This window comes from Nonomuraea soli (assembly GCF_013761175.1).
GTDB classification, from domain to species: Bacteria; Actinomycetota; Actinomycetes; order Streptosporangiales; family Streptosporangiaceae; genus Nonomuraea; species Nonomuraea soli.
In genome coordinates, this window is record NZ_JACDUR010000002.1 from 63,826 (window position 1) to 86,584 (window position 22,759).

The 22,759-nt window shown below is 73.0% G+C and carries 20 protein-coding genes; 11 read left to right on the forward strand and 9 right to left on the reverse strand.

Translation table 11 applies throughout. The annotated features are described in order from the left end of the window. Window positions 1-29 precede the first annotated feature (29 nt). The 3 genes from HNR30_RS07705 to HNR30_RS07715 are packed head-to-tail and all read right to left on the reverse strand — an operon-like array spanning window position 30 to window position 5,272. Window positions 30-2,993 (reverse strand): helix-turn-helix transcriptional regulator, encoded by a 2,964-nt coding sequence (locus tag HNR30_RS07705; protein ID WP_181609055.1) that lies wholly within the window; start codon window positions 2,991-2,993, stop codon window positions 30-32. Between the two features lie 51 nt (window positions 2,994-3,044). Beyond that, window positions 3,045-4,499, reverse strand: a complete 1,455-nt coding sequence (locus HNR30_RS07710; RefSeq protein ID WP_181609056.1) for a carboxylesterase/lipase family protein — start codon at window positions 4,497-4,499, stop codon at window positions 3,045-3,047. Continuing rightward, window positions 4,496-5,272 carry an alpha/beta fold hydrolase gene (locus HNR30_RS07715; RefSeq protein ID WP_181609057.1) on the reverse strand — a complete coding sequence of 259 codons (777 nt, stop codon included), beginning with the start codon at window positions 5,270-5,272 and terminating at the stop codon, window positions 4,496-4,498. Before HNR30_RS07715 ends, HNR30_RS07710 begins: the two co-directional genes overlap by 4 nt. 85 nt (window positions 5,273-5,357) lie before the next feature. On the opposite strand from HNR30_RS07715, the gene HNR30_RS07720 reads away from it, so the two are divergent. From HNR30_RS07720 to HNR30_RS07730, 3 genes are read left to right on the forward strand one after another with little or no spacing between them, the layout of a single operon-like run. After that, the gene (locus HNR30_RS07720; RefSeq protein ID WP_181609058.1) at window positions 5,358-5,984 is read left to right on the forward strand and encodes a TetR/AcrR family transcriptional regulator; all 627 of its coding nucleotides are present in this window, start codon (window positions 5,358-5,360) and stop codon (window positions 5,982-5,984) included. Continuing rightward, on the forward strand, window positions 5,984-7,717 hold the full coding sequence (locus HNR30_RS07725) for an ABC transporter ATP-binding protein (RefSeq protein WP_181609059.1): 1,734 nt from the start codon (window positions 5,984-5,986) through the stop codon (window positions 7,715-7,717). Before HNR30_RS07720 ends, HNR30_RS07725 begins: the two co-directional genes overlap by 1 nt. Continuing rightward, window positions 7,714-9,666, forward strand: coding sequence for an ABC transporter ATP-binding protein (locus HNR30_RS07730; RefSeq protein WP_181609060.1), 1,953 nt, complete (start codon window positions 7,714-7,716; stop codon window positions 9,664-9,666). The genes HNR30_RS07725 and HNR30_RS07730 overlap by 4 nt, the downstream gene beginning before the upstream one ends. Window positions 9,667-9,673: 7 nt before the next feature. Here the strand turns inward: HNR30_RS07730 and HNR30_RS07735 are convergent, their stop codons facing one another. Both HNR30_RS07735 and HNR30_RS07740 read right to left on the reverse strand, forming a co-directional pair. Then, entirely contained in the window at window positions 9,674-10,555 is an 882-nt protein-coding gene (locus HNR30_RS07735; protein WP_181609061.1) for an LLM class flavin-dependent oxidoreductase, read from the reverse strand. 15 nt (window positions 10,556-10,570) lie between these two features. Continuing rightward, the gene (locus HNR30_RS07740) at window positions 10,571-11,182 is read right to left on the reverse strand and encodes a dihydrofolate reductase family protein (protein WP_181609062.1); all 612 of its coding nucleotides are present in this window, start codon (window positions 11,180-11,182) and stop codon (window positions 10,571-10,573) included. 194 nt (window positions 11,183-11,376) lie between these two features. Here HNR30_RS07740 and HNR30_RS07745 point away from each other — a divergent pair, with 194 nt between their 5' ends. From HNR30_RS07745 to HNR30_RS07760, 4 genes are all read left to right on the forward strand, one after another. Further along, a complete protein-coding gene (locus HNR30_RS07745) occupies window positions 11,377-12,723 on the forward strand; it encodes an MFS transporter (RefSeq protein ID WP_281389546.1) in 1,347 nt (448 codons plus the stop codon). A gap of 20 nt (window positions 12,724-12,743) precedes the next feature. Next, window positions 12,744-13,829 carry a lipase family protein gene (locus HNR30_RS07750; RefSeq protein ID WP_181609064.1) on the forward strand — a complete coding sequence of 362 codons (1,086 nt, stop codon included), beginning with the start codon at window positions 12,744-12,746 and terminating at the stop codon, window positions 13,827-13,829. Between the two features lie 2 nt (window positions 13,830-13,831). Next, window positions 13,832-14,296 carry a hypothetical protein gene (locus HNR30_RS07755; RefSeq protein ID WP_181609065.1) on the forward strand — a complete coding sequence of 155 codons (465 nt, stop codon included), beginning with the start codon at window positions 13,832-13,834 and terminating at the stop codon, window positions 14,294-14,296. Between the two features lie 83 nt (window positions 14,297-14,379). Beyond that, entirely contained in the window at window positions 14,380-16,296 is a 1,917-nt protein-coding gene (locus HNR30_RS07760; protein WP_181609066.1) for a hypothetical protein, read from the forward strand. Window positions 16,297-16,315: 19 nt separating this feature from the next. Here HNR30_RS07760 and HNR30_RS07765 read toward each other — a convergent pair whose 3' ends face one another. The 4 genes from HNR30_RS07765 to HNR30_RS07780 all read right to left on the reverse strand — a co-directional run bounded on the left by HNR30_RS07765 (window position 16,316) and on the right by HNR30_RS07780 (window position 19,467). Further along, window positions 16,316-16,792, reverse strand: coding sequence for a TIGR03618 family F420-dependent PPOX class oxidoreductase (locus tag HNR30_RS07765; RefSeq protein ID WP_312894283.1), 477 nt, complete (start codon window positions 16,790-16,792; stop codon window positions 16,316-16,318). Between the two features lie 27 nt (window positions 16,793-16,819). Further along, window positions 16,820-18,253, reverse strand: coding sequence for an MFS transporter (locus HNR30_RS07770; protein WP_181609067.1), 1,434 nt, complete (start codon window positions 18,251-18,253; stop codon window positions 16,820-16,822). An 80-nt stretch (window positions 18,254-18,333) separates the two neighbouring features. Beyond that, a complete protein-coding gene (locus tag HNR30_RS07775) occupies window positions 18,334-18,819 on the reverse strand; it encodes a MarR family winged helix-turn-helix transcriptional regulator (RefSeq protein ID WP_181609068.1) in 486 nt (161 codons plus the stop codon). Between the two features lie 66 nt (window positions 18,820-18,885). Continuing rightward, complete coding sequence (locus HNR30_RS07780; RefSeq protein ID WP_181609069.1) at window positions 18,886-19,467, reverse strand: TetR/AcrR family transcriptional regulator; 582 nt, start codon at window positions 19,465-19,467, stop codon at window positions 18,886-18,888. 90 nt (window positions 19,468-19,557) lie between these two features. Between HNR30_RS07780 and HNR30_RS07785 the strand changes: the two genes are divergently transcribed. The 4 genes from HNR30_RS07785 (at window position 19,558) to HNR30_RS07800 (ending at window position 22,663) form a co-directional block, all read left to right on the forward strand. Further along, window positions 19,558-20,940, forward strand: coding sequence for an MFS transporter (locus HNR30_RS07785; RefSeq protein WP_181609070.1), 1,383 nt, complete (start codon window positions 19,558-19,560; stop codon window positions 20,938-20,940). Next, window positions 20,937-21,386: a GNAT family N-acetyltransferase gene (locus tag HNR30_RS07790; protein ID WP_181609071.1), complete on the forward strand. Its 450-nt coding sequence runs from the start codon at window positions 20,937-20,939 to the stop codon at window positions 21,384-21,386. The genes HNR30_RS07785 and HNR30_RS07790 overlap by 4 nt, the downstream gene beginning before the upstream one ends. Before the next feature lie 96 nt (window positions 21,387-21,482). Continuing rightward, window positions 21,483-22,286 carry a hypothetical protein gene (locus tag HNR30_RS07795; RefSeq protein WP_181609072.1) on the forward strand — a complete coding sequence of 268 codons (804 nt, stop codon included), beginning with the start codon at window positions 21,483-21,485 and terminating at the stop codon, window positions 22,284-22,286. After that, the gene (locus tag HNR30_RS07800; protein WP_181609073.1) at window positions 22,283-22,663 is read left to right on the forward strand and encodes a GntR family transcriptional regulator; all 381 of its coding nucleotides are present in this window, start codon (window positions 22,283-22,285) and stop codon (window positions 22,661-22,663) included. Before HNR30_RS07795 ends, HNR30_RS07800 begins: the two co-directional genes overlap by 4 nt. Window positions 22,664-22,759: the final 96 nt, after the last annotated feature.

A 22,759-nucleotide genomic window follows, 5' to 3' on the forward strand; every position in this document is an offset into this window, starting at 1 on the left:
GGCTATGGGGTGAACACCCCAACTTCTGGTCAGGCCCCTGGGGTGCCTCCCAGGTGCCGCCCCAGCTCGACGCGCGAGCGCGCGCCGAGTTTGCGCATGGCGGCGCCCAGGTGCTTGTCGACCGTCTTGGGCGACAGGAACATCTGCCGGGCGATCTCCTGGTTGGTCAGCCCGTCGGCGGCCAGCCTGGCGACCTGCGCCTGCCGGGCGGTCAGGCCCGTCGCCTCGCCGTCCTGGCTCGCCCGGATCCGGCTCGTGGGGCGCAGCCCCTGGCGGCGGGCCAGCTGCGTGGCCCGATCGAGGTCCCAGCGTGCTTCCAGCTGGGTGTAGGTCTCGATGGCCCGCGTCAGCGTGGCGCCCGCCTCCGGGTCGCCGCGCTCGAACAGGCAGGCCGCCTGCTGCTCGACGGCCTGCGCCGCGTCGTAGACGGCCGGCAGCTTCGCGTAGGCGGCGGCCGCCTCGCCGTAGCGCCGCGCGGCCCGCGCCCAGCGTCCGGCGTGAGCGTCGAGGTGCCCGTGCGCCAGTGCCAGAGCGGGTACGGCGAGCGGCGCGTCCAGGCCGCGCGTCCGGATCTCGTAGCGGCCGACCAGGTCGGCGGCCTCCCCCGGCCGGCCCGCCGACAGCAGCGCCTCGGTCACCGCGGCCACAGCGCGCACGCCGATCGGCCACAGGTCCCTGGCCTCCCATCCGGCGACCACGTCGGCCGTCTCGGCGAGCGCCGCACCGGCTTCGCCGCGCGCGCAGGCGAGCCGCAGCAGGGTGGTCACCGGAGCGGCCGCCATGTCGAGGTCACCGCGTACACGCAGGTCGCGGATGAGCCCGGCGAGCATGTCGCGGGCCGCGTCGAGCCTGCTGGGAGCGGGAGCCAGGCAGGCCGCGATGAGGTCGATGTGCAGGCGTTCGTACGGGCGGTTGTCGCACTGTTCGCGCAGTGCGGCCAGCTCCTCGCGCAGCCCCGTCCACGCGCCGCCGTAGTAGCGGGCCATGGCCAGGCTGGCGCGGAGCGTCAGGTCGTCGCGCGCCGAGCCGCTCGCGCCCCGGCCGGCGTCGAGCGCCGCCTCCAGCAGCCGGGTCGCCACCTGGTGGTGCCCGGCGTCGACCGCCGCGCCGCCGATGGAACGGTAGGCGCCCACCTCCTGGCGGCTGGACGGGCGCCCCCCGGTCTCGGCCAGGATCCGTTCGGTCAGCGCCCACCAGCGAGGCTCACCGGAACTCGCGAAGATCATCGCGATCTTGCCGAGTACGAACACCCTCGGCCCCGGCTCACCGTCGGCGGGCACGGTCTCCAGAGCACGTTCCAGCCAGGGCAGGCGCTCGGCGAACGGCACGTCCGTCGTGGTCGGCACGCCCAGGCCCACCATCGCCCAGGCGGCCAGCTCCGGCAGCTCGTCCAGGTCGGGAACGGCGTCGGCGAACGCCTGCCGTACCCGCAGGTCGTCGACCCTGATGGTGTCGAGATACAGAGCCAGCAGCATGCGCAGCTCCCCGCGCAGGCGCCGTGGCAGCTCGTGACCGAGCGCCTCCTCGAGCAGTTCGCCGATGGCGGGGATGCGCAGCGTGTAGGTGGCCGCCCAGCCGAGGCGGATGGTCAGTTCCGCCCGCCGTACCGGGTCGAGGCCCGCGTGCCGCAGCACCTCCTCCAGCAGGCGCGCCGCCTCGGCGTCGTTGCCCAGCCCCGTCGCGTGCTCGGCCGCCGCCACCGCGGCCGCCACCCACTCCTCGGGGCGGCCGGCGTGGCGCAGGTGGTGGGCGACCTGGCCGAGCGGGACCGGCCGCAGCCCGCGGGTGGCCGCGGCGGCGGCGGCGTGCAGCGCCTGCCGCCGGCCCATCGGGACGCCCTCGTAGACGGCCTCGGCGGCCAGCACGTGACGGAAGGCCACGAGGGAGCCCTGCTCGATCAGCAGGCCCGAGTCGAGTGCCTCGTCGAGGGCCTCGGCGCCGCTCACATCCGCCACCCCGGCGAGCGCGCCGCTCACCCCCTCCACCCCGGCGAGCGCGCCGCTCACCCCCTCCACCCCGGCGAGCGCGCCGCTCACCCCCGCCACCCCGGCGAGCGTGGCGGCGGGGACGGCCAGCCGCAGGACGGACGCCGCCTCCATGACCGAGCGCGCGGCGGGCGACATCCTGGCCACACGCTCCCGCACCGGGGCCCGCACGCCTTCCGGCACGTCCAGCTCGTCCAGGGCCCGGCGGGCCCAGCCGCCCTTCCAGCGGATGAGCTTGCCCTGCATCCGTAACATGGCGAGCAGTTCCTGGATCGCCAGCGGCAGCCCGGAGGAGCGGGCGCACAGGTGCTCGGCGAACTCGGGGGAGACCTCCTCGGTCTGCAGGATCGCCGCGGCGAGCGCCCGGGTGCCGGCCACGTCCATCGGCCTCAGCGTGATGTGCTCGCCGGTGATGGTGTCGGCCAGGCGCGCGGTCGCCGCGCGCAACGCCGGATCGGCCTCCTCGCCCCGATAGGTCAGCACCACCGACAGCGCGTTCGGCATCGCCCGCACCAGGTAGGCGAGGAACTCGACGGTCTGCTGGTCGGCCCAGTGCAGATCCTCCAGGACCAGCACCGCGGGGCCCAGCGCGGACAGCACCTCGACCAGGCCGCGCAGGACCCGGTGCCGCTCCGCCGCCCGGTCCTCCAGCGGCGCCGGAGCCTCCGGCAGCACGGCCTGCAACTCGGGCAGCAGCGCGCCCAGCGCGCCCGTGACCGGGGACAGGGCCGCCCCGTCCAGCGCGGGCGCCTGCCCGCGCAGGGCCTCCACCACGGGACCCAGCGGGAACGGCTCCCTGACCTGGCCGCAGCCGCCCCTCAGCCACCGCCGCCCGGCGGTCTCGGGCCGCAGGGCCAGCTCGGCCACCAGCCGCGTCTTGCCGATCCCCGCTTCGCCCTCCACCACGACGACGGAGGGCGCCGTGGCCACCGCCTCCGCCAGCCTGACCAGCTCGCCCTCGCGCGCCACCAGCATCGGCGACACGATCCGGCCCGCACGTGCGATCACGGCATGACCTTACACAGCGCCAGAAAGCGCGCGAATCGGGCGCCCTTCGCGTCAGGGCCACCAGGTGCCCGGCTGCCAGCCGAGCCCGTCCCACGCCGCGCGCTGCTCTCCCAGGGGATCGTCGGCGGTGTACGGCCCGGCCGCGTCGAAGATCATGGTGCCGCGCCGGGTGCTGTCGTAGGCGGGCCAGCTCGGCAGCTCCTCCACCGCGGGATTCCCCGTGCGGGCGAACGCGGTCCACGCCTGCCGCATGCGCTTGCCCATCCCGCCCGCGCCGGTCCAGACGGCCGTCCCGTCGGTGCCGTGCATGGCGGGCAGCGGGCCGCCGGGGAAGCCCCTCACCGGGCCGTCGAAGCGGGAACGCCAGACCGGCGCGTGGACGGACTGGGCGTCGGCCAGGCGGATGGTGGGGATGACGTAGCGCTCGTCGCTCATCACCTCGACGCGCAGCCGTTCGGGGTCGAGGCCGGGGCGGGCGGCGGCGTAGGCGGCCAGCATGCGCTCGGCGCGGTCGTGGCCGAAGTAGCCGGTCAGCACCCGCTCGGCCTGGTCGGCGGCGTCGGGGGCGAGCAACTGGTACAGGCCGCACTCGTCGACGCAGGTCTGCACCAGCAGCGGAACACCCGCCGCGGATCCGGCCGCGACGGCCGCCAGGGGGTCGGCCGTCAGCGCGACCCCGTCGATCATGGGGCGCCACAACCACGTGGACTCCAGGCCGTCGCCCGTGGCGATCTGGGCGGCGAGCACGTCCCCGGCGGGCACATGCCGTACCCGGTCGGCTTTCACGCCGAGCACGCCGAGGAAGCGGCCGGCCACGTCGGCGGCCTGCTCGGGGGTGGCCACGTACGAACCGCCGCTCGACGAGGCCGCCCGGTGGAACAGCCCCCTGGCCAGAGGGGAGGCCAGCAGGTTGGTGACGGCCTTGGCGCCCGCCGACAGGCCGTACACGGTCACCTGGCCGGGGTCGCCGCCGAAGGCCGCGATGTTGTCGCGCACCCAGCGCAGGGCGGCGATCTGGTCGTGCAGGCCGTGGGCGCCCGTGGGCCGCTCCCCGTCGACGGCCAGGAAGCCCAGGGCGCCGAGCCGGTAGTTGACGGTCACCACCACCAGGCCGTCGTGGCGTACGAAGGCGCCGCCGTCGCCGGCCATGTCGGCGCCGTGGCCGATCTGGTAGCCGCCGCCGTGGAACCACACCAGGACCGGGCGGCGCTCGGCGCCGGCCGGCGCGATGACGTTGAGGAAGAGGCAGTCCTCCGACGCGGGCGGGATCTCGGCGCCGCCCGGGACGGGCAGGGGTACGGCGGGCGGAGGCTGGAGGGAGGGGGAGCCGTAGCGGGTGGCGTCCCTGATCCCCTCCCACGACGGCGGCTCCTGCGGCGGGCGCAGCCGCAGGTCGCCGACGGGCGGCGCGGCGTACGGCAGGCCACGCCAGGCCAGGACGCCGTCGCCGACCTCGAGGCCGCGCACCCTGCCGGATCGGGTGCGCACGTCGAGGGTGATCGTCATACGGGGGCTCCGGTGTTGAGGAAGGTGACCAGCGCCTGGATGAGCGCGGGTTCGCGGACCGCGCCGAGGTGGTCGCCTGGCACCACCCGCAGGGTGGATCCGGGGATGGCGGCGGCGAGCGCCTCGGGCCTGGTGGCCAGGTTGTCACGCTCGCCCGCCAGCACGAGCGTCGGGGCCGTGATCTCGCCGAGCGGGATCGGCCGGTTGTGCGCCGCGGCGACCTGGGCGGCGAGCGCCGTCCTGTCGCCGCCCACGGCCTCGACGAAGGCGCGGAAGGCCGCGGCGGACGGGTCGGTGATCGTGGCGGGATCGTCGGTGGTCAGGGCGTGGCGCAGCGCGTCGCGGCGCACGACGCGGGTGTCCACCCCGCCGAGCTCCACCACGCCCGCGCCGACGCCGCCGATCACCAGGCGGCGGACGCGGGGGTCGGAGACGGCCGTGAGCAGCGAGACGATCGCGCCCATCGAGTAGCCGGCCAGGTCGTAGACGGGCTCGCCGAGCACGTCGGCCAGCGTGCGCACGTCCTGGGCCATCCGTGACTCGCCGTAGAAGGCCGGGTCGTGGGGCTTGCCGGACGCGCCGTGGCCGCGGGCGTCGATGGTGGCGACGCGGCGTCCGGTCGCGGTGAGGGCGGCGACGACGCCGGGGGCCACCCAGTTGACGTGGCCGTTGGCGATGAACCCGTGGTGCAGCAGGACCAGGGGCTGCCCGGGGTCCCCGTCCCAGACCTGGTAGGCGATGTCGACGCCGTCGTCGGCGGTGAAGGTCGGCATGCCGTGGAACATACCGGCCGGTCGGTCTCTCGCCAAGGTGGAAAACGGTTTGTATGAGTGAGTACTCGCTCATTACTCTCGAAGCATGATGAAAAGGCGACGTATCCCGGCCATGGCGCCCGAGGAGCGCCGCGCCGCGCTCATCGCCGCCACCATCCCCCTGCTGCGCGAGCACGGCGCCGCGGTCAGCACCCGGCAGATCGCCGAGGCCGCGGGAGTGGCCGAGGGCACGATCTTCGGGGTCTTCCCCGACAAGGCGTCGCTCCTGCGCGCCGCGGTCGTGAGCGCCTTCGACCCGCAGCCGGCCCTCGACGCGCTGGCCGACCTCGGCACGCGGCACACCGAGCTGCGCACCCGGCTGCGCGAGGCGGTAACGCTCCTGCGCTCGCGGATGAGCGCCAACGCCAACCTCATGACCGCGCCCCGAGACCTGATGGCCGACGACGCAGACTTCCACGAGCGCATGCTGGACGGCAGACGCCGCCTGGTAGGCGGGATCGCCGCCCTGGTCGAACCCGACCGCCACCGGCTGCGCCGTTCCCCCGAGGCCGCCGCGCAACTGCTGCTCATGCTGATCGCGGTCACCGTGCACCGCGGATTCGGCCACGGCGCCGACTTCGACGACATGGACGACGAGGAGATCGTCTCCACCCTGCTCGACGGGCTGCTCGTGGCGTCCGTCGTCACCGACTCGACAGAAAGTCCCACTTGATGCTGCTGCGCCTGCTGCGGGCCCAGCTCAGGCCGTACGGGAAAGAGATCACGCTCGTCGTCCTCTTCCAGTTCGTGCAGACGCTGGCCACGCTCTACCTTCCCACCCTCAACGCCGACATCATCGACGACGGCGTCGTCAAGGGCGACACCGCCACGATCATGCGCATCGGCCTGGTGATGCTCGGCGTGACGCTCGTCCAGATCATCTGCTCGACGGTGGCCGTCTACTACGGCGCCAGGACCTCGATGGCCCTGGGCCGCGACCTGCGCGCCGCGATCTTCCACCGGGTGCAGGACTTCTCGGTGCAGGAGGTCAACAGGTTCGGCGCGCCGTCCCTGATCACCCGCACCACCAACGACGTGCAGCAGGTCCAGCTCCTGGTGCTGATGACGTTCACGATGGTGGTGACCGCCCCGATCATGGGCGTCGGCGGCATCGTCCTGGCGCTGCGCCAGGACGTCGCGCTGTCGTCCCTGCTGCTCGTCGCCCTGCCGGTGATGATCGCGCTGGTGAGCGTGATCGTGGTGCGGATGCGGCCGCTGTTCCGCACCATGCAGGTGCGCATCGACCGGATCAACCAGGTCCTGCGCGAGCAGATCACCGGCATCCGGGTCATCAGGGCCTTCGTCCGCGATCGTCACGAGCAGGAGCGCTTCGCCGTGGCCAACGACGAGCTGACCGACGTGTCGCTGCGCGTCGGCCGGCTGATGGCGATCATGTTCCCCTCGGTGATGCTCGTGGTGAACCTGTCGAGCGTCGCCGTGGTGTGGTTCGGCGCCGACCGCATCGCCGGCGGCGACATGCAGGTGGGCGCGCTGACCGCGGTCATCTCCTACCTGATGCAGATCCTCATGTCGGTGATGATGGCGATGTTCATGTTCATGATGATCCCGCGGGCCGAGGTGTGCGCCGAGCGCATCGAGGAGGTGCTCGGCACCGAGCCCGGCGTCCACCGGCCCGAGCGGCCGGTCGCGCCGCTGCACCACCTCGGCGAGCTGGAGCTGCGCGACGTCGACTTCCGCTACCCGGGCGCCGAGGAGCCGGTGCTGTGCGGCGTCGGCTTCACCGCGCGGCCCGGCCGTACGACCGCGATCATCGGCAGCACCGGCAGCGGCAAGACGACGCTGCTCAACCTCGTGCCGCGCCTGTTCGACGCCACGGCGGGCCAGGTGCTCGTCGACGGCGTCGACGTGCGCGAGCTCGACCCCGCCGCGCTCTCGCGCGCCGTCGGCCTGGTCCCGCAGGCGCCCTACCTGTTCTCCGGCACCGTGGCCTCCAACCTCAGGTACGGCAAGCCCGACGCCACCGACGAGGAGCTGTGGCGCGCGCTGGAGGTGGCCCAGGCCCGCGAGTTCGTCGAGGCGATGCCCGGCGGCCTCGACGAGCCGATGGCCCAGGGCGGCACGAACGTCTCCGGCGGCCAGCGCCAGCGCCTGGCCATCGCCCGCACCCTCGTGCACCGGCCCGAGATCTACCTCTTCGACGACTCCTTCTCCGCCCTCGACTACGCCACCGACGCGCGGCTGCGCGCCGCGCTGGCCGAGGAGATCAGCGACGCCACCATCGTGATCGTGGCCCAGCGGGTGAGCACCATCCGCGACGCCGACCTCATCGTCGTCCTCGACGAGGGCCGCGTCGTCGGCACCGGCACCCACGCCGAGCTGATGACCACCTGCCCCACCTACCGGGAGATCGTGCTGTCCCAGCTCACCGAACAGGAGGCGGCATGACCACGCAGACACCCGCCCGCCGCCCCCAGCCCGGCTTCGGACCGGCCAGGATGATGGGCGGACCCGCCGAGAAGGCGCTCGACTTCGGCGGCACCCTGCGCCGCCTGGCGCGGCTGCTGCGGCCCGAGCGCGGGCTGCTGGCCGTCGTCCTGGCGCTCGGCATCGTCAGCGTCGCGCTGACCGTGACCGGGCCCAAGCTGCTCGGCCACGCCACCGACCTCATCTTCTCCGGCATCATCGGCGCGCAGCTGCCCGCGGGCCTCACCAAGGACCAGGCCGTGGTCGGCCTGCGCGCCTCCGGGCAGGGCACCTTCGCCGACATGGTCGCCTCCATGAACGTGGTGCCCGGCCAGGGCATCGACTTCGCCTCGCTGGCCCACGTGCTCGCCTGGGTGCTGGTGATCTACCTGGTGGCGGCGGCCTTCGGGATCCTGCAGTTCCGGCTGACCACCGTCGTGGTCCAGCGGGCCGCGGCCCGGCTGCGCGAGCGGATCGAGGCCAAGCTGTCGCGGCTGCCGCTGAGCTACTTCGACGGCCAGCCGCGCGGCGAGATCCTCAGCCGCGCCACCAACGACACCGACAACATCGCCCAGTCGCTGCAGCAGACGATGAGCCAGCTCATCTCGTCGCTGCTCACCGTGGTGGCGGTGCTGGTGATGATGTTCGTCATCTCGCCGCTGCTGGCCCTCATCGCGCTGGTCACCGTACCGGTGTCGGTCTACATCACCGCGGTGATCGGCAAGCGGTCGCAGCCGCAGTTCATCAAGCAGTGGTCCTCGACCGGCAAGCTCAACGGCCACATCGAGGAGATGTACGGCGGGCACACGCTGGTCAAGGTGTTCGGCCGGCAGGAGGAGGCCGCGGCCACCTTCGCCGAGCACAACCAGGCCCTGTACACCTCGAGCTTCCGCGCCCAGTTCATCTCGGGGATCATCCAGCCGGCGATGATGTTCATCGGCAATCTCAACTACGTGCTGGTCGCCGTCGTCGGCGGGCTCAAGGTCGCCTCCGGCTCGATCTCGCTGGGCGACGTGCAGGCCTTCATCCAGTACTCCCGGCAGTTCAGCCAGCCGCTGACCCAGGTGGCCGGCATGGCCAACCTCGTGCAGTCGGGCGTGGCCTCGGCCGAGCGGGTCTTCGAGCTGCTGGAGGCGCCCGAGCAGTCGCCGGAGCCCGCCGAGCCCGCCCGGCCCGCGCAGGTCAGGGGCAGGGTCGCGTTCGAGAACGTGTCGTTCCGCTACGCCGAGGACCGGCCGCTCATCGAGAACCTGTCGCTCACCGTCGAGCCCGGCCAGACGGTGGCCATCGTGGGACCCACGGGAGCGGGCAAGACCACGCTGGTCAACCTCATCATGCGCTTCTACGAGGTGACCGGCGGCCGCATCACGCTGGACGGCGTCGACATCGCCGAGATGTCGAGGGAGGAACTGCGCGCCGGCATGGGCATGGTGCTGCAGGACACCTGGCTGTTCGGCGGCACGATCGCGGAGAACATCGGGTACGGCGCGCAGAACGCCACGCGCGAGCGCATCGAGGAGGCCGCACGGGCCGCCCACGTGGACCGCATCGCGCTCACCCTGCCCGACGGCTACGACACCGTGATCGACGAGGAGGGCGCCACGGTCAGCACGGGGGAGAAGCAGCTCATCACGATCGCGCGCGCGTTCCTGTCGGAGCCGGCGATCCTCATCCTGGACGAGGCCACCAGCTCGGTCGACACCCGCACCGAGGTGCTCATCCAGCGGGCGATGAGCTCGCTGCGCGAGGGGCGCACCAGCTTCGTGATCGCCCACCGGCTGTCGACGATCCGCGACGCCGGCCTGATCCTCGTCATGGAGAACGGGCGGATCGTGGAGCAGGGCATGCACGAGTCGCTGCTGGCCGCGCAGGGCGCCTACGCCCGGCTGTACTCCGCCCAGTTCGCCCAGGCCGCGGCCGACGTGGACTGAGCCGGGTTCACGAGAAGGCGGGCAGCACCTCGGAGGCGACCCTTTCCAGGGTCGCCTCCGACCCGGCGAACCAGCCGGCCTCGCGCGGCCAGTAGGTGACGGCGTCGGTGAAGCCCAGGCCCGACGCCCTGGCCAGCGCGTCGGCGAAGAAGGAGGCGCTCGACAGGGAGTACACCGGCGCGGCCGGGTCGAGCAGGAGGAAACGCCCGGCCGTCGCCGGGTCGCGTCCCTCGGCGGCCAGGGCGTCGTCGAACTGCCTGGCAGCCGCCTCCACCGTGGCCCACCAGCCGGGCATGTCATCGGCGGGAAGGCCGGTGGTCACCCAGGCCGCCCCGTACCTGGCCGCCAGGCGCATCGAGCGCGGCCCGCGCGCGGCGACCACGAACGGCACGCGCGGCGTCTGCACGCAGCCGGGTGCGCTCCTGGCGTCGACGACGGTGAAGTGGCCGCCGTGCTCGGTGACGTGCTCGCCGCGCAGCAGCCGGTCCAGCAGGCCGACGAACTCGGCGAACCGATCGAAGCGGGCGCCGGCCGTCAGGGGCGCCTGGCCGAGCACCCGCGTGTCGTGTCCCGCCACGCCGCCCGCCCCGACGCCCAGGGTGAACCGGCCGCCGCTGAGGTCGTCGAGCGCGATGATCTCGCGGACGAAATGGGCCGGATGCCGGAAGTTCGGAGAGGCGACCATGGTGCCCAGCCGGATGCGCGAGGTCACCGACGCGGCGGCGGCCAGCGTCGGCACCGCGTCGAACCAGGGGCCGCCGGCCAGGTCACGCCAGCCGATGTGGTCGTAGGTCCAGGCATGGGCGAAGCCGTACTCCTCCGCCCGCCGCCACCGCCCGGCGGCGACCCGCCACCGCTGGTCGGGAAGGATCAGGATTCCGGCCCGCATCGCCCCGCCCCCCGTTCAGGCGGGGTCCAGGGCGCCGGTCAGCGGCTCGCCCGCGACCTGGTAGACCTGCAGCATCACGCCGGTGCTGCTCGCCTTCGACTCGGCCAGCCGCAGCCCCGTGGGCGCGATGTCGTGCCACATGTTCTTCCCGGTGCCGAGGACGACGGGGAAGACCAGCAGGCGCAGCTCGTCGACCAGCCTGGCCCGGAGCAGCTGCTGGACCAGCGTGGGGCTGCCGTGCACCTGCAGGTCGCGGCCGGGCAGCTCCTTCAGCTTGGTGACCTCGGCGACCAGGTCGCCGGTGAGCAGGGTCGTGTTGGCCCAGGAGGCCTCGGTCAGCGTGCGGGTGGGCACGTACTTGCGCAGGTTGTTGAGCTGGTCGGACATGGTGTCGGTCTCGGGGTCGACGTGCGGCCAGTAGGTCTCCATGATCTGGTAGGTCTTGCGGCCGAGCAGGAAGGCGTCGACGGTGGAGGCCCAGCGCTCGGTGGCCTCGTTGAAGTCCTCGTCGAGGTGCGGCACCAGCCAGCCGCCGAGCTCGAACCCGTTCTCGCGGTCCTCCTGCCTGGCTCCGGGGGCCTGGGCGACGCCGTCGAGGGTGATGAACATGGTCACGGTGAGCTTCATGGTGTTCCTCCTTGGTGGGTGTCATCACTGTGGCGCGGAGGACTTACCGCTTTCTTACCGCCGCGCCGCTGGAACATCCGTGGAACGGGATGGAACACCTCCAGGGTTAGTCATCGCTCGCGACGCTTCCCACGGGGGTCACCTTGTCACGTTCCACCGCTCATTTATCGACCCGGGCGCTCAGCCCGTTCGCGTTGCCGCTCATCTGCACGGCCCAGCTCATGGCGACGCTGGACGTGACCATCGTCAATCTCGCCCTGCCCGCCGTCCAGCGGGAGTTCGGCCTGTCGAACGCGGGCCTGGCCTGGGTGATCGACGCCTACACCCTGGCGTACGCGGGGCTGCTGCTCCTGGGCGGGCGCATGGGGGACCTGGCCGGTCACCGCAGGACGCTGATGATCGGAATCCTGGTCTTCACGCTCTCGTCCCTGCTCGGCGGGCTGGCCCACGACGCTGGGCTGCTGCTGGCCGCGCGGGCCGGGCAGGGGGTGGGGGCGGCGCTGGCGACCCCCACGACCCTGTCCCTGATCACGACGCTCTACGCGCCGGGGGCGGCGCGGACCAAGGCCATGGTCGCCTACGGCGCGATGGCGGGCCTGGGGATCACGCTCGGGCTGGTGCTGGGGGGCTTCCTGACCGAGCTGGCGTCCTGGCGCTGGGTGTTCCTGGTGAACGTGCCCATCGGGGTCGTGCTGCTGGCGAGCGCTCGGAGCGTGCTGCCCGAGTCGAGGGGGGTCAGGCGCCGTCCTGACGTGCTGGGCGCGGTCGTGGGGACGGGAGCGCTGGCGTTCCTGGTGTACGGGGTGATCCGTACGGGCTCCGACGGCTGGGGCGACCTGGTCTCCTCGGTCGCCCTCGGGGTCTCGGCGTTGCTGCTGGTGGCCTTCGTCCAGATCGAGCGCACGGTCGCCGAGCCGATGTTGCCGCTGCGGCTGCTGGCCCATCGCCGCCGGCTCGGGGCCTATCTCATCGCGGCGCTGCTGTTCGCCTGCCTCTACCCGTCGTTCTTCTTCCTCAGCCGGGCGCTGCAGGACGTGCTCGCCCAGGATCCGATCGAGGCGGGGCTCAGGTTCCTGCCGATCGGGGCCGGGGTGCTCGTCTTCGCGCTCGTCACGCGGCGGCTCGTCCACGTCTCCGGATCCAGGGCGCTGGTGCTGGGCGGCACCGCCGTCACCGCGGTCGCGGCGTTGTGCCTGGTGATGCTCGACACCGGCAGCTCCTACGCCGCGCTGCTGCTGCCCGCGCTGGTCGGGCTGGGCGCCGGGGTCGGGACGACGTTCGTCGCCAACGCCGCCTCGGCCATGACCGAGGTCGGCGACTCCGACGCCGGGATCGCCTCCGGCCTGCTCAGCACCTTCCAGGCGGTCGGCGGCACGGTCGGCGTCGCGGTGCTGGCCGCCCAGGCGGCCTCGGAGACCAAGGCGGCGCTGGCGTCGGCGCTCGCGCCGGGTGAGGCGCTGATGGCCGGGTTCGCGCAGGGGTTCGCCATCGCCGGCGTCCTGGCCGCGGCGGCGTTCGCCGTCGCGGTGGCCACGTCATGACACGTCAAGAGAGGTGCGTTGTGCTCATTCCCGTTCCCAGTACCGATCCCTTCTACGCGCCGGCCGGGCGTCTGGGCCGTCCCGGCGAACTGCTCAGGACCCGCGAGGTCGAGATCAAGAGCGAAGAGGTCTCCGCCGCCTGGCAGGTCGTCCACGTGTCGACCGACTCGCGCGGCAGGCCGGTCGCGGTCTCCGGCACCGTGCTCGTCCCGTCCGCGCCCTGGCGGGGACCGGGCGCGCGGCCGCTGCTCAGCTACGGCGTCGGCGTGCACGGCCTGGGCCGCGACGCCGCGCCCAGCTACCTGCTGCGCACGGGCGACGAGATCGAGATCACGATGATCGAGCACGCGCTGGCGCGCGGCTGGGCGGTCGCGGTCACCGACGGCGAAGGGCTCGGCATGCCGGGCCCCCACACCTACGGCGCGGGCCGGTCGGGCGGCCACGCGATGCTGGACATCGTCAGGGCCGCTCCCGGCCTCGACCGGGACCTGGCCGGTCCCGTGCTGGTCTGGGGGTATTCGGAGGGCGGGCGCTACGCCGCCTGGGCCGCCGAGCTCCAGCCCACCTACGCCCCCGAACTGGATCTGCGGGCCGTGGCGGCCGGAGGGGTCCCCTCCGACCTGCGGGCGGTGGCCAAGGCCATCGACGGAGGGCCCTTCTCAGGGCTCGGGCTCGCGGTCCTCGTCGGCCTGTCGCACGCCCACCGCGACCCCGCCCTCGACGCGATCCTCACCGAGCGCGGCAAGGCGGCCGCGGCGCGGGCCGCGACCCTGGACGTCGTCAGGCTCATCATCGAGTTCCCCGAGCCCATGGACCACCACACCGTCCGCGAGGAGCCGTGGGACGAGCCGGTCTGGCGCGCGCTGCTCGACCGGGAGAAGAACGGCCGCCGCGCCCCGCGGGCGCCGGTCCACCTCTACCACGTCGCCGACGACGGGCTGGTGCCCACCGCCCTGGGCCGCGAGCTGTACGCGGACTACACCGCGCTCGGCGCGCGGGTGAGCTGGGCCGACGTCGTCGCCGACGACCATCTCTCCGGCGCCTTCGCCGGAGCCCCCGCGGCCGTCGCATGGCTGGCCGATCACCTGTCAACGGAGGAGAAATGAAGATGTTCACGCGTGTGGCCGCCGTCGCGGCGGCCGTGACCCTCGGCGTCGGTACGGCGCCCGCCCAGGCCGCGACCGGGCCCGGCACGATGGCCACGCCCCGCCTCACGATCAACGAGAGCGCGGGCCAGTGCCGGCTGACCGTCATCACCAGCGTCGGCATGTCGCAGGCCCAGGCGCAGTACCAGATCGACAACGGGGCGAGCGCCAGGATCGAGGTCTGGGCCGACGACCTCGTCTACGACAACCGGCTCTTCAAGGCCCTGCCCGCGGCGATGACGGCCAGCAGGTACGACGGCGGCCTCATCATCACCGGCCAGCCCTCGGTCCCGTGCTACCGCCTCGACGAGGACGGTCCGGAGAACTTCGACACCGAAGGGGACGAGATCTACGTCAAGGTCGTCTTCGACGGTCCCGGCTACCAGCGGATGTCGAAGAGCTCCAACGTGGTCAAGGGTCGCTGGTAGGGCTCTCGCAAGAAATGTTCAAGACAGGATTCCTACGGTGGTTCAAAATTGAAGCAACCACCGGAAGAACCTGGGAGCGGCGCATGGTCCGTCGACGGAGCCGCCACTGCGATGTGCACGCCTGGTACGCCGAGGAGGACCTGCGGTCCGGCCGTGATCGGTTCGAGACGGCCTACCTCAAGGCCGAGGAGGCGGGCGACGGCCCCGCCATGGCCGTGGCGGCGCTGGGCCTGGCCGGTCTGTGGATCCACGACCATCGCGGATTCTCGGCGGGCACGTCGATCGAGGTACGCCTGCGGCGGGCGTTGTCGGCCGTGGACCCGGGCTCCCCGCTGGCCCTCCGGCTCCGGGTCCGGCTGGCAGCCGAGTCCGACTACCGGTCGGGCGAGCACCAGAGCGTGCTCGCCGTCCTGGAGGAAGCCAGGGCGTACGGCGACTCCGCCGCCCTGGCCGAGGCGGCGGGCCTGGCCCACCAGTGCCTGCTCGGCCCCGGCCACGCCCCGCTGCGCCACGAGCTCGCCAGGGAACTGCTCGCCGCGGGCTTCCAGACCTCGTGCCGCAGCGACCTGCTGATGGGCCTGCTGTGGCGCACCATCGGCCACATCCTCGACGCCCACCCGCACACCGAACGTTCCCTGGCGGAGCTGCGCGGACAGCTCGAGCACGAGGACCACCAGGCGATCGGGTTCGTGCTGGAGGCGATCGACGTGATGCTCGCCATCCGCGCCGGACGGCTCGGCGAGGCCGAGACCAGGGCCGCCGCGTGCGCGGAGCGGGGCAGGACCGTCGGCGACGCCGACGCCACGAGCTGGTACGGCGGGCAGATGGTGGCCATCCGCTGGTACCAGGGCCGGATGGCGGAACTGGTGCCCCTGCTCGCCGCGGTGGCCGCGTCGCCCGATCTCAGCGCGGTCGACAACTCCTACCTGGCCGCGCTGGCCGTGGCCGCCGCCGAGGCCGGGGAGCACCGGCAGGCCGCTGGGGCGCTCGCCCGCCTGCGCCGATCGGGCCTGGCCTCGCTTCCCCGGTCGAGCACGTGGCTCGCCACCATGTTCGGCGTGGTGGAGGCCGCGAACCTGTTACGCGACGCCGAGACCGCCGCGGCAGCCTACGAGCTGCTCATGCCGTACGCCCATCTTCCTCTCGTCGCCAGCCTCGGCGTCACGTGTTTCGGCTCGGCCCAGCACGCGCTCGGTGTGGCCGCGCTGACCACGGGCGACCCGCAGCGGGCGATCGAGCACCTCAAGCTGGCCGTCCGGGGCAACCTGGCGATGGGTCACTGGCCGGCCGCCGTCCTGTCGCGCGTGCGCTGGGCCCAGGCGCTGATGCTCAGGGCCAGGACCGGTGACGCGGCCGAGGCGGGACGCCAGCTGGAGGCCGCCGCCTGCGAGGCCGCCGGGCTGGGCATGAGCGTGCCGGGGGAGCGGGAGCTGCACGCGGCGATCATGAACGCGGTGCCGCACGGGCAGCGGCCGCTGCTCGAATGCCGGCGCGAGGGCCGGTGGTGGCGGGTCGGGCTCGGCGCCCGGAGCGTCGACGTCAAGCACAGCGTGGGCATGGAGTACCTCGCCGTGCTGCTGGCCAATCCCCGCTACGAGGTCGCCGCCATCGAGCTGGCCGCCGGGCCGGCGCCCAGCCAGGAGGCGGCCGCCGCCGCCGGGATCACCCAGGCGACGCTCGACGAGACCGCCGTCAGGGCCTATCGCGAACGGCTGTCGCAGCTGCAGGAGGAGATCGACGACCACGAGTCGGCCCACGACACCGTGCGCGCCGAGCAGCTGCGGGTGGAGCGCGACTGGCTGCTCGAAGGGCTGGCCTCGGCCACCGGGCTGGACGGGCGGATCAGGAGCTTCACGGGCAACGAGGAGCGTGCCCGCATCTCGGTCGGCAAGGCCATCCGCCGCGCCATCGACAGGATCGCCTCCGCCGACCCGGTCCTCGGCGGAGAGCTGAACGTCACCATCCACACCGGGCGCCTGTGCCGCTACCAGCCCAGGTGAGCCCTCGGCGTGCGGGGGCTCACTCGCCGGTGGCGATGTCCAGCGCCGTGCCGTACAGGCGCGAGACGTGCAGCCTGATCACCACGCGGCGCTCGTCGACCAGCTGCCGCAGGAAGGCGGCCTGCGCGGCGGGGTCGTCGAAGGCCGGGACGAGGGCCAGGAGCTCCTTGCCGACCGCGTCTCCCGGCTGCGTGGTCACCTCGGACACCTCGGCGTCGCCCTCGGCGACCGCGAACGACCAGATGTCCGGCCCGTTCACGTGCAGGGACAGGTGGGGGTTGTTGCGCACGTGGCGGGCCTTGAGCCGGTCGGCCGTGGTGGAGACCCGGATGACACGCTCGGCGGGGTTCCAGTTGTACAGGACGGTGGACAGGTGGGGGTGGCCGCTGCGCTTGACGGTGGCCAGAACGCCGAACTGCTGGGCGGAGAGCAAGGCGCTGAGTTCGGCGTCGGTGAGGACTCGGGGCTCGGCGGGGCTGGAGGTCACGGGGATCACATCCTGTCTGTAGGGCGGAACGAAGGGTCAGGCTACGGGGGTGAGCTGCGGCGCCTGCGCGGCGGTGTCGCGGCCGGGCTGGCGCAGGACGAGGAGCGCGACGGCGAAGGCGGCCACGAGCAGCGCCGCGGCGACGGCGAAGGCCACCTGGTAGCCGCCGGTCAGCGCGGCCGCCTGGCTGCGGCCCCCGGCCAGGAGTTCCTCGGTGCGGGTGGCGGCCAGCGTGGACAGGACGGCGACGCCGAAGGCCATGCCGATCTGCTGGGTGGTGTTGAACAGTCCTGACGCCAGGCCCGCGTCGTCGGCCTTGGCGCCCGACATGCCGAGAGAGGTCAGGGCGGGCAGGACCAGGCCGCCGCCCGCGATGAGCAGCATCACCGGGAGCAGGTCGGCGACGTAGTCGGCCTCCACGGGGATGCGCGACAGCCAGAGCATCGCGCCGAGCAGCAGCGCCAGGCCGGTCAGCAGGACGGCTCGCTCGCCGAAGCGGGTGTTGAGCCGGGCCGAGACGAACAGGGAGACGCCGCCGATGGCCAGGGCTGCGGGCAGCATCGCCAGGCCGGTCTCCAGCGCGCCGTAGCCGAGGACCTTCTGCATGTAGAGCGCGACCAGGATCTGGAAGGCGAACATGGCCGACAGCGTGAGGATCTGGACCAGGTTGGCGCCGGAGACGTTCCTGGAGCGCAGGATCCGCAGCGGCATCAGCGGCGTCCCGGTGCTCGCCTGACGCAGGACGAAGGCGGCCAGCAGGGCGAGCGAGACCGCGCCGAGCACGAGGGTGTGGGTGGCGAGCCAGCCGTACTCCTCGACCTTGACCACGGTGTAGATGCCGAGCATCAGCCCGGTGGTGACGAGCGCGGCGCCGATGACGTCGGCTCCGGCGGCGAGTCCCGCGCCGCGGTCGGCGGGCAGCGCCCGGATCGCCAGGGCGATCGTGGCCAGCCCGATGGGCAGGTTGATGAGGAAGATCCAGTGCCAGCTGAGCAGGTCGGTCAGAACTCCGCCCAGCACCTGGCCGATCGAGGCGCCGGCGGCGCCGGTGAAGCTGAAGATGCCGATCGCCTTGGCACGTTCCCCGGCGCCGGTGAAGAGCGTCACCAGGATGCCCAGCATGACGGCGGAGGCCATCGCGCTGCCGACGCCCTGCAGGAACCGGGCGGCGACCAGCATTCCCGGCCCGGTCGACACGGCGGCCAGCACCGATGCCGCGGTGAAGACCGCGTTCCCGGCGAGGAACATCGTCTTGCGGCCGATCAGGTCGCCCAGCCGGCCGGCCAGCAGGAGCAGCCCGCCGAAGGCGATCAGGTAGGCGTTGACGGTCCAGCTCAGCCCGGCGGGGGAGAAGCCGAGGTCACGCTGGATGGCGGGCATGGCGACGGTGACGATGCTGCCGTCGAGGATGGTCATCAGCATCGCGGCCGACAGGACGGCGAGGGCCGACCAGGGTGAACGAGGTGACATGGGGCTACTCCTGACCTCTTGAGGGGTACAGGAGAGACCTTAACAGATAGTTTCGTTGCAGACTATCTATCTCGGTCCTTCTATCCCTTCTGTCGTGCCCGCCGGGCCCCCTGCGGCGCCTCGGCCGGACTGGCCAGATGGCCGGTGGCCAGCCGGTTCATCGCCCGGAGCAGCACCTCGCGCTCGTCGTCTGGCAGGGCGCCCAGGGCCGCCCGATGCACGCCATCAACGATCTCCTGGCTCCTCCTGGCCACCTCCTCGCCCGCCTCGGTGACGGCGATGATCCTGGCCCGCCGGTCGGTGCTGGACGGGCGGCGCTCCGCCAGACCGGCCTTCTCCAGGGCGTCGACGGTCACCACCATGGTGGTCTTGTCCATGTCGCCGATCTCGGCGAGCTGGATCTGCGTGCGCTCCTCTTCGAGGGCGTGCACGAGGACGCAGTGCATGCGCGCTGTCAGGCCGATCTCGGCCAGGGCGGCCGCCATCCGGGTTCTCAGCACGTGGCTGGTGTGGTCGAGCAGGTAGGAGAGGTCCGGCTCGGTGCGTGCGGGCGCCATGGCGGTCATGGCCCGAGTCTAGCAACTGGTTTCGTTCTGGATTATCTGCTTCTTTTCTACGGGCCTGCTTCTTCCCTACGGGCAGGCCAGCACCGACTGCACGGACCGGGTGACCACGTCGGCGGCGCGCGAGGGCGCCAGCCGTCCCGCGCGCACCTCGGACGCCGCTCCGTGAAGGATGTAGTGGACCACGTTGACCAGCCAGTCGAGCGGCATGTCCGTACGGAAGACCCCCTGGTCCTGGCCCCGGCGGATGAGCTCCGTCATGCGCCGGACGGGCTCCTCGTGCAGCTCGCGCACCCGCCCCGCGGGCAGGACCTCCTCGGCCGCGGCCAGGAGTGCCGCCGACTCGGCCACCACCTGCCAGCTGGAGTCGAGCAGCCGCGCCATGGCGTCGCGGGCGTTGCCGCCGAGGTCGACCGACGACAGCACCGCGTCACCGGCCCGCAGCGCCTCCACGAAGGCCGCGTCGATGAGCTCGGCCCGCGTGGCGAAGTGGCCGTACAGGGTCATCCGCCCCACGCCCGCGGCCCTGGCGATGTCGTCGGTCTTCGCGTTCGGGTCCGAGCTCAGCAGCTCGCGTGCGGCGGCCACGATGCGGGCGATGCTGCGCTCGGCGTCGGCCCGGCGTTTGGGGCGTGCGGCTGAATCGACCATGCCCTCACTCTAACGCGTACGCGTATGTACGAGTTATAGTCTGGCTAAAGCTCGTACATGGAGTACGAGTTATCGCCCCCGGAGGCACCCATGAACCAGTCAGGCGCGCACCCCGCGCGATGGCGCATCCTCGGCCTGCTCGGCGTGGCCCAGCTGATGCTGATCCTCGACGTCACCGTCGTCGCGATCGCGCTGCCCCACATCGAGACGGAGCTCGGCCTCACCCGCGAGGCGATGACCTGGACCGTCAGCGCCTACACGCTCACCTTCGGCGGGCTCATGCTGCTCGGAGGCAGGATCTCGGACCTCGTCGGCGCCAAGGGGGTCATGCTCACCGGGCTCCTCGTCTTCACCGCCGCGTCGCTGGCCACCGGCCTGGCCGGATCGGCGGCCATGCTGGTGGGCGGGCGCATCGCGCAGGGCGTCGGCGCGGCCCTGCTGTCGCCCGCCGCGTTGTCGCTGGTGGTGGCGCTGTTCGACGGCGAGGAGCGCAACCGGGCCCTGGGCGTGTGGTCGGCGCTCGGCGGGGGCGGTGCCGCCCTCGGCGTGCTGCTGGGCGGCCTGCTCACCGCCGGGCCCGGCTGGTCGTGGGTCTTCTACGTCAACGTGCCCATCGGGCTGGTGATCGCCGCCGTGCTCGCCGTTCTCCTGCCCGACGTGCGGCCGTGGACGACCGACCGGCCCCGGCTCGACCTCCTCGGCGCGGCCCTGGTGACGGCCTCCTCCGCGGCGCTGATCTACGCGCTCATCGCCGCGGGGGAGGGCGGATGGCTCACCCCGCTCACGGGCTGGCTCGTCCTGGCCGCCGCGGCCGGATACGCGGTGTTCGTGCTGTGGCAGCGCCGGGCCCGCTCGCCGCTGATGGACGTGCGGCTGCTGGTGCGGCGCCCGGTGGCGACCGGCGCGTTCCTCATCCTCATGGCGACGGCCCTGATGATCGCGGTGTTCTTCCTGGGCACCTTCTACTTCCAGCAGGCGCTCGGCTACGGCGCCCTGCGGGCCGGGCTGCTGTTCCTGCCGGTGGCGGTGGCCACGATGATCGGGGCCAACCTCACCGGACGCCTGATCGGCCGGTGGGGAGGCCGGGCCCTGGCCGTCGCCGGCCTGGCGGTCGCGGCCGCCGGCATGGCCGTACCGGCCCTGTCGATGCACCCCGTCAGCGTCGTGGCGGGCGTCTCCGTCGCGGCGGCCGGCACGGGCGCGATGTTCGTCGTCGCCTCGGCGACCGCGCTTGGCCAGGTGGCGCCGCACGAGGCCGGGATCGCCTCCGGCATCGTGAGCACCTTCCACGAGTTCGGCGCCTCGCTCGGCGCCGCCGTCGTCTCGAGCGTCGCGGCCGCGAGCCTGGTAGGAGATACCCTGAGCGGCTTCGCCGGGGGATTCGCCGTGGCGGCCGTCGCCGCGGCGATCGGCATCGTCGTCGCCGCCCTGGTGACGCCCGGACGCGTTCGGCCCCTGGAAGGACAGCCGTGATCGAGATTCGCCGTGCCACACCGCAAGACGCCGCCACCGTGCACGCCCTCATGCGCGCCCTGGCCGAGACCCAGGATCAGGCCTGGGCCATCGGCGTGACGGTCGAGACCCTGGAAGGGCTCCTGGCCCGCCCCGACGTCACCTACCTCGTCGCCGAGCGGGACGGCCGGGCCGTCGGCTACGTCTCCTGGCTGCAGCGGGTCAGCTTCTGGTCCGGCGAGGACTACTGCGCGCTCGACGACCTGTTCGTGGCCGCCACCGAGCGAGGCCAGGGGGTGGGGGAGCAGCTCATGCTCGCCGCCGCCGAGTCGGCCGGGGGCCGGCTGATCCGCTGGGAGGTGGCAGAGGCCAACGTCGCCGCGCAGCGCTTCTACCTCCGCATCGGGGCCGAGCTCGTCACCAAGAAGATCGGGCGCTGGAGGCCGGGAATCACCACCGACGGCTAGACCAGGTGCCGCTCGCCGGGGGCCGAGCGTTGACTTTGTCGTAAGTCATGTCGCATCATGTTGCTACAAAGCTTGCGACAAAGGAGGCGTGCTGTGATGAGTACCCCCCACCCCGGCCTCGGCCCGCTCGCGAGTCCCGCCGACCTGCGCTCGGCGGGCGACTGGCTGACCCGCCACGACCTGATCGGCACCCGCGTGACCCCGGTGCTGGCCAGCAGGCTGGCCGTCCGCAGACGTGCCCGCCTCGGCACCCACATCATGCTCGCCGCCCTGATCATGGGCAGCTCGCTCGTCGCGGCGCTCAGCGGCTTCCGGCCGCAGCCGCTGCCGATGCTGGCACTGGCCGCGCTCGTGGCCGGGCTGCTGGTGGGGCAGTCGCTGCTCGACTGGTGGGTGCGTCGGGTCGACCAGCGGGCGGGCGCCACGCTGTCCCGCAGGGCCGCCCACTCGATCCAGCCCGGCTGGCAGGAGGTGCTCGGGCGGCCGTACGCCGCCTTCGTCGCCGCCACCGTCGCCGGTGCGATGGCGCTGGCCGGGAGCGCCCTGGGCGTCCCCGACCCGACCGTGCGGCACATGGCCGTCGTGCTGTTGATCTGCCTGCTCGGCGGGTCGGCCGTCATGGTCCTGCAACTGCGCCACCTGCTCAGGCGCCCGGTCGTGGCGGAGGACGAGGAATCGCTGACCGCCGACGTCATCATGCGCATCGAGGACGCTCGCGAGCTGACCATGCCGAGCGTGCAGTGGTCGCTGCCGATGGTGCTGGTGTTCGGGTTCGCGCCCGCGTGGTGGGGCGCCGCGGCGGTCGCCTACGTGCTCGTGGGGCTCGGCGCGTTCGTGGCCATCCAGCGCAGGATGCCGTCGAGCGCCGTGGCGGCCAGGCAGGCGATGGGGGCGCGATGATCGTCATCGACGCGGCCTCACCGGTGCCGCCCTTCGAGCAGCTACGGGCCCAGCTCGCCCGGCAGATCCAGGACCGCACGCTGGCGGTGGGCGCCCGGCTGCCCACCATCCGCCACCTCGCCGCCGACCTCGGCCTGGCCGTCAACACGGTCGGCCGGGCCTACCGGGAACTGGAGGAGGCGGGGCTGATCGAGACGCGGGGGCGGGCGGGGTCGTTCGTGTCGTCCTCGGGGGAGGAGGGCCGCGAACGGGCCCGCCGCGCCGCCGCCGACTACGCGGCCGTGATCGCCAGCGTGGGCATCGACGCGGGCGAGGCACTCCGCATCGTCCAGGCGGCGCTGACCACCACGGACAGGGCGGCCCCGGCCACATCATGACCGCCCGGCCGGGACCGCCCGGCCGGGACCGCCGCGCCGTGAGCCGCGGCCACGGCCGCCGCGGCGGGTCCGTCTCGGCTGCGATCGCCCTGGCTG

Excerpts from the sequence above, each read along its gene's own strand:
- HNR30_RS07710 (WP_181609056.1), bottom strand. The coding sequence starts at position 4,499 with ATGACGATCACCCTCGACGTGCGCACCCGATCCGGCAGGGTGCGCGGC.
- HNR30_RS07715 (WP_181609057.1), bottom strand. The coding sequence starts at position 5,272 with ATGCCGACCTTCACCGCCGACGACGGCGTCGACATCGCCTACCAGGTC.
- HNR30_RS07720 (WP_181609058.1), top strand. The coding sequence starts at position 5,358 with ATGATGAAAAGGCGACGTATCCCGGCCATGGCGCCCGAGGAGCGCCGC.
- HNR30_RS07725 (WP_181609059.1), top strand. The coding sequence starts at position 5,984 with ATGCTGCTGCGCCTGCTGCGGGCCCAGCTCAGGCCGTACGGGAAAGAG.
- HNR30_RS07730 (WP_181609060.1), top strand. The coding sequence starts at position 7,714 with ATGACCACGCAGACACCCGCCCGCCGCCCCCAGCCCGGCTTCGGACCG.
- HNR30_RS07735 (WP_181609061.1), bottom strand. The coding sequence starts at position 10,555 with ATGCGGGCCGGAATCCTGATCCTTCCCGACCAGCGGTGGCGGGTCGCC.
- HNR30_RS07740 (WP_181609062.1), bottom strand. The coding sequence starts at position 11,182 with ATGAAGCTCACCGTGACCATGTTCATCACCCTCGACGGCGTCGCCCAG.
- HNR30_RS07755 (WP_181609065.1), top strand. The coding sequence starts at position 13,832 with ATGTTCACGCGTGTGGCCGCCGTCGCGGCGGCCGTGACCCTCGGCGTC.
- HNR30_RS07760 (WP_181609066.1), top strand. The coding sequence starts at position 14,380 with ATGGTCCGTCGACGGAGCCGCCACTGCGATGTGCACGCCTGGTACGCC.
- HNR30_RS07770 (WP_181609067.1), bottom strand. The coding sequence starts at position 18,253 with ATGTCACCTCGTTCACCCTGGTCGGCCCTCGCCGTCCTGTCGGCCGCG.
- HNR30_RS07775 (WP_181609068.1), bottom strand. The coding sequence starts at position 18,819 with ATGACCGCCATGGCGCCCGCACGCACCGAGCCGGACCTCTCCTACCTG.
- HNR30_RS07780 (WP_181609069.1), bottom strand. The coding sequence starts at position 19,467 with ATGGTCGATTCAGCCGCACGCCCCAAACGCCGGGCCGACGCCGAGCGC.
- HNR30_RS07785 (WP_181609070.1), top strand. The coding sequence starts at position 19,558 with ATGAACCAGTCAGGCGCGCACCCCGCGCGATGGCGCATCCTCGGCCTG.
- HNR30_RS07795 (WP_181609072.1), top strand. The coding sequence starts at position 21,483 with ATGAGTACCCCCCACCCCGGCCTCGGCCCGCTCGCGAGTCCCGCCGAC.
- HNR30_RS07800 (WP_181609073.1), top strand. The coding sequence starts at position 22,283 with ATGATCGTCATCGACGCGGCCTCACCGGTGCCGCCCTTCGAGCAGCTA.